Raw genomic sequence first — 8,929 nt, 5'->3', positions numbered from 1 at the left:
CCCCCAGCCGTGGTCTATTGGCTGAGAAAAGAAGAAACCCAAACCGATCAGCAGGAGCAAAGAGTAGCTTAAACTACGCCAAAACCTGTCCAAACATTGGGGAGTAGTTCATCTCTTCAACTTCGCGAAGGCTCATATTGAAGCGGAAATACAGCCACACAGCGTGGGCAGTGATCTGAGGAGGAAATCGGTGACGCTTGTAGCTGATGGACGATGAATCCATCGATGCGATCTATGTCCAAATCCAGACACGAGCAACCGATCTAGGGTTAACGTGACAACACCCCTTGCACAGCTTTGACACGGTGCTTTTCGAAATGCCGCTCAGCCCCATGGTCTGCACAAGATCGTCGACACGACGGGTCGAGACGCCGCCGATCCATGCCTTCTGGATCACGGCGACCAATGCCTGCTCAGAGGTCTTGCGGGCTTCGAGAAAGCTGGGGAAATAGCCGCCTTGCCGCAGCTTCGGCACTTTCAGGTTCAGCGTACCCAGTCGAGTGTCCAGAGAACGGTCGCGGTAGCCGTTGCGCCAGGTGGTGCGTTGTTCGGCCCGCTCATGGCGGCCAGCACCGATCAGGCCGTCGACATCGCTTTCCATCATCAGTTGCAGGACGGCCTCTGCGATCGAGCGCAGCAAATCGCCCTGATCATGCTTTTGCAGAAGCTCGGTTAGGTCCATGTTGGTTTTGGTCATCGGGGTCCCCGTGTGGTGCGTGGTTGAAGTCGCCAAACTCCACCTCGACCATACACCTCGATGGCCACATGAGATTACACCGTTGACAGCGCCAAGGCGGCCGATCGCTGGTGGAAGGCCAGATCAAAACCCGCCGCGGGGCAGGTCGCCCGCCAATGCCCGCGCGCCGGTGCAACCGCTGATCCGGCTGACGGTCCAAAAGCGGTTGCAGGGCGTCCGCCGGGGGGTGCCGCTTCGCTGTGCGGGTCGCGCTTGTTGGGCGCGCCCCGCCCCCGTAAGCCGTTGCGATTGATAAAAATAATCCCGTCAATGGGGCGCCGGCCGTCAGCGCGCGGCCTGCCGGAGGGTCGGAGCTGACGGGGTCCGGCCCTAGCGGAAGATTTCCCCGGCAACCGGCGGAGAGGCAAAATAGTCGAAAGAGTTGGGATTGCATCCCCAAGGATGATCGAGGGCGAACTTCCATGACCCATCCGCTTGTTTACGGACAACTTCGATGCCGGAATGGGCAACTTCGACCGGCATGACGCCGTCGAGCTTGCCCACGACCTTCCAGCTGGAACGCATCAATGCCAGGTCTCCGTTCACCATCAGGTGGCGAACGGTCAGCGACATTTTCCCTTTGATGCGGAACAGCCCGTTTTCAAATCCGGCACGGATCGCGGCGCGGCCCTCTTGGAGCCTGGCGCCTTCATGCGGCAAGCCAAGCGTAACGCATTCGGGCTCATGCAATTCCATGGCCCAGTCAAGGTCTTCCGCATGAAATGCATCGACCAGTGCAAAGTCTACGTCTTCCGGTTTCATAGGCAGGTACATATGGTTCTCCGACTTTCAAAATGTGCTGGAACTATAGGCGTCAATTCCGCTCAGCCGGCGTGAGTAAAACTCAGCCCATGGATGACGAAATTTGTCCAACATGGGTGCGGAACGCCCGGGCGGCCGGCCCGATCTTCGGGCGTGCCGCGGCGGGGCCCGGCAATCGCTCCCGCAAGTGTGTCCGGCATCAGTCCCGCAGGGGCCGGTGTCAGACACTGATGCGCTTGGCCGGCCCTGTCTGCGGCGCGGGTTTCACTCGATGAACTCACGCCCGAATTCGCTGTCGCGGAATTCATCGGCCTGATCTAGAAGCCAGTTCTGAAATGCTTCGATCTTGGATTTTCTGGCAGCGGAACGCGGGCAAACCAGATAATAGCTCTTGTTTTTGATCTTGGCCGGATATGGCACGACCAGCCGCCCGTCCGCGATATAGCGGGCCGCGGCGATCAGGCTGACCAAGCTGACACCATGGCCGTCGCTGGCTGTCAGCAGGCACATGTGTTCCTCGGAATAGGTCACGAAGGGGCGGAACCCGGCGGGCGCGACACCATGCTGCGCGAGCCATTTCTGCCAACTTGGATCCGCATCGGAATAGCCGGACCATTCATATTGGATCAAACGGGCGGAGGCCAGATCCTCGGGTGTTTGCAGCGTCTTGGCAAGTTCAGGTCGGCAGACGGGGGCGACGAAATCATCCAGCACCCAGGCGCAATGCATCCCGGGGTAGTCGCCAAACCCGTACCGGATGGCGATGTCCACCGGTTCGGCCTTGAAATCGGTGACCTCGTCGCAGCCCAAAATGCGGACCGACAGGCTGGGGTAGAGTTCGGCAAATTGCGCCAGCCGCGGGCTCAGCCAGTTGGACGCAAAGGATGTGGTGGTCGAGATGGTCAGATCGCCGTCGATGTCATCGCGGGCCAGCGCATCGGTGCCCGCCACCAGATGTTCGAACGCGGTCGAGATATGCTGCGCGTAAACAGCGCCATCCTGGGTCAGACTCACAAACCGGTTCGACCGGTTCAGGAGCTGCAGGCCCAAATGGGTTTCCAACGATTTGACCTGATGTGACACCGCCGTGGGCGTCACGCACAGCTCATCCGCGGCGTCCTTGAAGCTCAGGTGTCGGGCGACGGCCTCAAAGGCTTGAACGCTTTTCAGATTGGGAAGTCGGGACATGTGCAAGCTCTGATGCCGGGTGGAGTTCCCGGGACCATATCGCAAGTTGGGAGTATTCTATACGGCAGAAATCTCCACCCGACATTCGAGGTGAGCGGCGGGGTATTCGGGGTTACCATGTCACCTCACCTTCTGGTTTGGCCGGGAACCAGCTTTCGGGTTCTGGATAGTCCCAGTCTTCGGGGAAGTGGTAGGTCTCAAACGTAGTGCCGGTGGCGTCCTCCGTTTCAAAGAAGGCAAATGCGTTCTTGCCCTTCCATTTGCCGGATTGCACCATTTTGAACCCGCGTTTTTCGAATTCGGCCAGACGCTCTTCCCAGGGCGCGTCGTTGCAGTCATAGGCCACGTGATGGAAGGCAGTGCCGTTCCTGTCCAGGAAGTCCCTGAAGATCGATGGCCCCCAAAGCGGCTGCATCAGTTCCCAGATCATGTTGCCGGATTTGGCAAAGCACACTTTCAGCGCGAATTCGCAGGGTTCGCCCTTGTAGGTCTGGTCGGTCACGTTTTCCGGCGAAAACTCGTATACTGCCCATGGTCCGATACCGAGACGGCACAGCCCTTCCATGGTTTTCACGTGGTCATCTGTGACGATGGCCAGTTCGACCACATTGCCCAGGAAAGTGTTCGACAGGGTTTCGTCGCTGGTGACCTCGGGCAGTTTCGACAGGATGTCTCGGGGAAGATTTGACATTGGCAATTCCATTATTGTGAACCAAGGCATAGCGGCATTTGCCGCAGTTTTGAACGGACCTGCTGGTCTTGTCACACGATGAAATGTCATGCTGGGCGTGAGAGATTTTCATCTACGCCCGCATGCGGCCCGGGCCGGCCGCCGCAAGGGCCGCACGATGCGATTTTCCTTCATTTTGACCTGAGATTTCCTCAGTTTCCGCCGCCGTCAGGATGGTGTGTCTTTAGAGGCAACAAATTGTTGAGCAAGGATTGCGCCATGAAGGATTCCCCCTTTGACACCGGACAGCCCGATGGCACCAACCAAAGCCTTGATCTGGGTTTGCCCAATGGCGGTACGCCCGAGCTAGGCACCACCTATGAGATCCCGGCCCGCTGCGGCCGTGCGGTGCGTGTCCAAAAGGGGCAGGTGCTGACGATCTTCAACCCCGCCGGGTATCAGGTCTGCGATTTCTGGATCTTCAATGCCGATGACATTCGGGAATACAGCTCGATGGAGCATCTGCACACCTCGATCCTGTCGATCTTTCCCAAAGCGGGCGACGGCATCACCTCGAACCTGCGCCGGGTGCTGATGACGATCACAGAGGATACCTCGCCCGGCATCCACGACACGGTGATCGCCAGCTGTGATCATACCCGGTATCAGCAGCTGGGCTGCGGCACGTATCACGACAATTGCACCGACAATCTGCGCCAGTCGATGATTGCCATCGGGCTGCGCGCTCCGGCGATTCCCGCACCATTCAACCTTTGGATGAATGTTCCGGTTCAACCGGACGGCAGCCTCAGCTTTCAGCCGCCGGTCTCCAAGCCGGGTGACTTCATGTCCTTCCGGGCCGATATGGATGTGATCGCGGTGATGTCTGCCTGCCCGCAGGACGTAACGCCGGTGAATGGCGAGGGCACCTCGCCCGCCGGCTTGACCTTTCGCGTCAACGGGTAACTGGAGATGGCCGATACGCTTCTTTGGGGTAGGTGGGTTGTTGTTTCGGCAGATGACGTGCGCACGGATGCGGCTGTTTTGCTGCGTGGCGGCCGCGTGGCCGAGATCGGCCTGGCCCCCGAGATGCGTGCCCGCTATGCGGGCCTCCCTGAACATGGTGGTGCTGACTGTGCCATCCTGCCAGGACTGATCAACGCGCATCACCATTGTTACGGGGTCGAGCTTGCCAATCAGAAGGTCGGGGACGACTTTCTGGAGCCCTGGATGTTCTGCGGTCCCTCGATGGTGGGGCTGTCGCCTTACGTCTCCTCGGCCCATTCGGCGCTGCGGTTGCTGAAAACCGGGGTGACGGCCGTGGTCGACATGTGCTCGGCCGGGGTGACGCGGGACAGCGGAGAAGTTCGGCTGCTGGAAAAGGCGCAGGCCTACCGCGATGCGGGTCTGCGTGCAGCCATCGCGCCGGGTGAACGCTGGCAGAACCGGATCGTGCATGGCGCCGGGGAAGAGGCCGGGTTTCTGGCCACTCTGCCGCAAAACCTGCGCGACGATCTGGCCTGCAGCGAAGCCGGGCGCAAGCGCCTGAGCCCCGATGCCTATTTCGATCTGATGAATGCGTTGGTGCCGCAGGGCGGCGGGCTGTGCGAATTCTGGTTTGGCCCGACCGGCCCGCAATGGACGCCGGATGCGGTTCTGGCCCGCATGGCACGGGAGGCTGAGCGGCTGGACACCCGTATCCAGACCCACGCCCTTGAGAGTTTTTACGAGGGTTTGGAAAGCCAGCAAGTCCGCGGCAAGCATCTGATGCAGCATTTTGCGGATCAGGGCATTCTGACCGAACGGCTTTCGCTGGCCCATGCGGTCTGGGCGGGGCCGCGGGATATTGAGGATCTGGCCCGCAGCGGCGTTCAGGTCAGCCATAATCCCGGCTCAAACTTGCGGTTGCGCTCGGGAATAGCGCCGATTGCTGAAATGTGCGGCAATGGTGTGAGTGTTGCGCTTGGGATGGATGGCACCACGTTTGGTGGGGCGGAGGATATCTTTGCGGAAATGCGTTTGGCGCTGGCCATGAACACGCCGCCGCACCGTTCGGCCAAAGCACTGAACGCGCGCGATGTGCTGGCGCTGGCAACGCAGGGCGGGGCCACGTTGATGGGCCGTGCCCATGAGTTGGGGCAGTTGCAGCCGGGTTATTGCGCCGATGCCGTGGTGCTGGATCTGTCGCGCCCGATGCAGCCCTGGTGCGCGCCGGATGTGGATCCGGTCGAACTGATTGTGGGTCGGGCAACGGCTGCAGATGTGCGTGACGTTTTCGTCAATGGCGCACAGGTGGTCGATCAGGGCGCGGTCACCGGAGTGACCGAAGACCAGCTGCTGGATGACCTGCGGGCCGAATTGGACCAAAACCCGCCGGATGATACCGCGCTGGCCCTGGCCCGTGACCTGCGCCCCTATCTGCTGGATTGGTACTCCCGTTGGGAGCAGGCCGGGACCGCCCCGGTCGCGAGATATGGCGCGCCCTCAGCCTGGAGTATTGCATCGCCTGTGGGCGAGAAGAAACCTGCACCCTTGGCGGAACTAGGAGAAGCAACATGATCCAGAACCCGATCAAATGGCCCAATGGCGCGCGCTGTGCCTGTGCGATCAGTTTCGATATCGACGCCGACAGCCTGATCCATATCTCGCGTCCCAGGGACGGGCATGACCGGCTTTATCCGATATCCATGGGCCGTTATGGCCCCACAGTGGCGATCCCGCGCATCCTTGAGACCTATCGCAAGTTCGGCCTGAAACAGTCCTTCTTTGTGCCGGGTTGGGTGGTGGAACAATATCCCGACGCGATGGAGAAGATCCTGAAAGACGGCCATGAGATTGGCCATCACGGCTATCTGCACGAAGACCCCACCGCCCATGGCCCAGCGGAACAGCGCGAGTGGTTTGAAAAAACGCTGGAAAGCCACAAACGCGTCATCGGCAACACGCCCAAAGGCTATCGCGCGCCGGTTTATAACGTGAACCAGACGGTGATCGACCTGATGATCGAACACGGGTTCGAATATGAAAGCTCTCTGATGGCCGATGACATCCCCTATCTGATGAATACGGACAAGGGATCGCTGGTAGAGCTGCCGGTGCATTGGGGCACGGATGACTGGCCGCCCTTCGCCCATTATGACGAGATCGGTTACATGATGCCGGTCGCAGGGCCAAGCGCAGGTCTGGAAGGGTTCTGGGAAGAGTTCGAGGCGCAGTACGAGGCCGGAGGCTTCTGGCTGGCCATCTGGCACCCGTTCCTGACCGGCCGTCTGGCGCGCTGGCGTCAAGTCGAGCGTTGGCTCGAGGCTATTCTGGACCGCGGGGATGTCTGGTTCGCACCGATGCATGAAATAGCTGCCCATGTCCGGGCCGAGGCTGCCAGGGATCCGAATGCAGTGCGCGTGGAACAGCTGCCTTATTACACCAGGCCCGTCCTGTTCTGATGTCAGCGCAGGACAATCTTGCCCGCGCGTTGGATCGCGCAGGTCAGCCCCTTGCTGCCAATGTGTTCCTGACCCGAGGGGCGGACGGCGCACGGGATCTGGCACGCCAGCTGGATGCTTTGCCGGAGGCAGGCAAGGGGCTGAATGGTGCCGTTGTCATCCTCAAGGGCAATATTGATATCGAAGGCCTGCCCACCACCGCAGGCACCCGCACCTTTCAGGCCCAACCCGCGCCGGGTTCCGCGCCCTTGGTGCACCGGATCGTTGCAGCAGGTGGTGTTCCGCTGGGGCACGCCAACATGTCGGAATACGCTTATAGCGGATTGGGTCTGAACCCGCATTTCGGGACACCCGCAAATGGCTTGGATTCCAGATTGGTGCCTGGAGGGTCATCCAGCGGATGTGCCTCGGCCATTGCGCTGGGGATCGCGGATCTGGCGGTGGGGTCCGACACGTCGGGATCGACCCGCGTACCTGCGGCGTATCAGGGGATTTATGGCTTTCGTCCGACTATGGGTCGCTATGACAATGTAGGAGTATTGCCGCTCGCACCATCGCTGGACACGACAGGTCCCATGGCGCGGGATATGGCGGGCATTCGCGCTCTGGACGCGGTGATGCGCAAGCTTCCCCCGATTGCCGAGGCAGGACCCACGCACCGGATTCTGATCCCTGACGAGAACAGCTTGGGCCCACTTGCGCCGGAAATCGCTTCGTTGCTGTCCGCTGCGCGAGGCGCCCTGAAAAATGCGGGATATGCGATAGAAACGATCCCCGTACCAGCGTTCCCACAGATACGGGACCTTTTCGCGCGGGAAGGCACTTTGGTCGCAGCCGAGGCCCCGGAGGTGCTGTCCAGGTTCACAGCGCTGGATCACCCGGATCTGGACCCCAATGTGCACCGGCGGATAACACAAGGTCTGCCAGTCGACCCGCGCAAGCTGGTGCGGCTGCAGGCTCTCCGCGTCGGTTTTCAAAGCGCAATGAACGTCCTGCTGGGTGATGCGCTGCTATTGATGCCGACCATTCCGTCGTTGCCGCCCACCCTGACATCGGTTCAGGGCGATGCGGATCGGTTTGCTTCGGAAAACGCCCGCGCGCTCAGCCTGACCATGCTGGGGGCGTATCTGGATCTGCCATCTCTGGCCATGCCGGTTGCGGGGCGCGTGGCAGGACAATCCCTGACGCTTTCCGCCGCAACAGGTCGGGATGACGCGGTGCTGCAAGCCGCCGACGACATCGCCCAGCTCCTCTTGTCCCTGAAACTCGGAGTCTTCGCGTGACCAAACAATACCAGATTGCCCGGGACCGGGTCGAAATAGCTCAGTTGATCAAGCGCCAGTTTCGTGCGCTGTGTTGGGATGAAACGTCCCCGCCTGACTTGCCAGCGCTGAATGCCGCCTATGTCGAGGGTGCCCAGTTGTTTGCCTCGGCCCGCCCGGCCAAGGCCCAGACCGCAGTTGCCTTTGGCGAACGAATGGCGGGCTTGCGCGACGACGGAACCATCCCCGTTTTCGAAGAAAAGGGCGTGGGCCTGCATATCTGGGTCGCGGGCAATGTGGCTGTGGCCATGGCGGGGTGCGAAATGCACGAAAACCGCAGCGAAATCACCGAAGATATCAGCGCCTTTCTGCTGGTCAAAAACCCCGATGGCTGGGCCATCGCATCGCAGGCCTGGGACATCCTGCCTTCGATCGCACAAGCCTTTGCCGCAACCGGCCTAAGCGCGGACCGGTTTGAAATCTGATCCCCCTGACATAAATTGGAGACCCTCGATATGTCGAAAAAACTACTGATCGTGCATTCAAGCGCCCGTGAAAACCGTTCGCTCACCCGTGAGCTGGCACAGATTTTCGAAGACAGTTGGTCCGCGTCCGGTGGTGGCGCAGTGGCCCACCGTGACGTGGGCGTGAACCCGCCCGCCATCATCTCGGAGGCCTGGATCGACGCCTGCTTTACCGCTCCGGCAGAGCGTAGCGACGCCCAGAACGCCGTGCTGGCCGAATCCGATGAACTGGTGGCCGAAATCATCGATGCGGATGTTATCGCGCTCTGCGCACCTATGTATAACTACTCGATGCCCGCGTCGCTCAAGGCCTGGTTCGACCTGATCGCGCGGATCGGGGTGAC

Annotated in this window: 9 protein-coding genes and 3 pseudogenes; 6 read left to right on the top strand and 6 right to left on the bottom strand. The window is 60.6% G+C overall.

The annotated features are described in order from the left end of the window. Positions 1 to 109: 109 nt before the first annotated feature. From AC2FMY_RS21725 to AC2FMY_RS21700, 6 genes and pseudogenes are all read right to left on the bottom strand, one after another. A pseudogene (locus tag AC2FMY_RS21725) lies at positions 110 to 223 on the bottom strand (IS6 family transposase); the annotation flags it as partial. Between the two features lie 63 nt (positions 224 to 286). Next, positions 287 to 697, bottom strand: a pseudogene (locus AC2FMY_RS21720) (transposase); the annotation flags it as partial. A gap of 242 nt (positions 698 to 939) precedes the next feature. Next, positions 940 to 1,038, bottom strand: a pseudogene (locus AC2FMY_RS21715) (IS5/IS1182 family transposase); the annotation flags it as partial. Positions 1,039 to 1,066: 28 nt separating this feature from the next. After that, the gene (locus AC2FMY_RS21710; RefSeq protein WP_496748475.1) at positions 1,067 to 1,510 is read right to left on the bottom strand and encodes a YybH family protein; all 444 of its coding nucleotides are present in this window, start codon (positions 1,508 to 1,510) and stop codon (positions 1,067 to 1,069) included. Between the two features lie 252 nt (positions 1,511 to 1,762). Further along, positions 1,763 to 2,686 carry a transcriptional regulator GcvA gene (gene gcvA / locus AC2FMY_RS21705; RefSeq protein WP_496808081.1) on the bottom strand — a complete coding sequence of 308 codons (924 nt, stop codon included), beginning with the start codon at positions 2,684 to 2,686 and terminating at the stop codon, positions 1,763 to 1,765. Between the two features lie 112 nt (positions 2,687 to 2,798). Then, the gene (locus AC2FMY_RS21700) at positions 2,799 to 3,377 is read right to left on the bottom strand and encodes a VOC family protein (RefSeq protein WP_496748473.1); all 579 of its coding nucleotides are present in this window, start codon (positions 3,375 to 3,377) and stop codon (positions 2,799 to 2,801) included. A 258-nt stretch (positions 3,378 to 3,635) separates the two neighbouring features. Between AC2FMY_RS21700 and AC2FMY_RS21695 the strand changes: the two genes are divergently transcribed. The 6 genes from AC2FMY_RS21695 to AC2FMY_RS21670 form a co-directional block, all read left to right on the top strand. Further along, positions 3,636 to 4,322: a DUF1989 domain-containing protein gene (locus AC2FMY_RS21695; protein ID WP_496748472.1), complete on the top strand. Its 687-nt coding sequence runs from the start codon at positions 3,636 to 3,638 to the stop codon at positions 4,320 to 4,322. A 6-nt stretch (positions 4,323 to 4,328) separates the two neighbouring features. After that, the gene (locus AC2FMY_RS21690) at positions 4,329 to 5,915 is read left to right on the top strand and encodes an amidohydrolase family protein (RefSeq protein ID WP_496748471.1); all 1,587 of its coding nucleotides are present in this window, start codon (positions 4,329 to 4,331) and stop codon (positions 5,913 to 5,915) included. Then, positions 5,912 to 6,799, top strand: coding sequence for a polysaccharide deacetylase family protein (locus tag AC2FMY_RS21685; protein ID WP_496748470.1), 888 nt, complete (start codon positions 5,912 to 5,914; stop codon positions 6,797 to 6,799). The genes AC2FMY_RS21690 and AC2FMY_RS21685 overlap by 4 nt, the downstream gene beginning before the upstream one ends. Beyond that, a complete protein-coding gene (locus tag AC2FMY_RS21680) occupies positions 6,799 to 8,082 on the top strand; it encodes an amidase (protein WP_496748469.1) in 1,284 nt (427 codons plus the stop codon). Before AC2FMY_RS21685 ends, AC2FMY_RS21680 begins: the two co-directional genes overlap by 1 nt. Continuing rightward, complete coding sequence (locus tag AC2FMY_RS21675) at positions 8,079 to 8,546, top strand: hypothetical protein (protein ID WP_496748468.1); 468 nt, start codon at positions 8,079 to 8,081, stop codon at positions 8,544 to 8,546. The genes AC2FMY_RS21680 and AC2FMY_RS21675 overlap by 4 nt, the downstream gene beginning before the upstream one ends. A 30-nt stretch (positions 8,547 to 8,576) precedes the next feature. Then, positions 8,577 to 8,929, top strand: a 353-nt coding sequence (locus tag AC2FMY_RS21670) for an FMN-dependent NADH-azoreductase (RefSeq protein WP_496748467.1), incomplete at its 3' end; no start/stop codon positions are given.

The sequence above is a fragment of the Ruegeria sp. YKSE079 genome (assembly GCF_059612845.1).
This window is presented reverse-complemented; position numbering and strand designations above follow the sequence as displayed.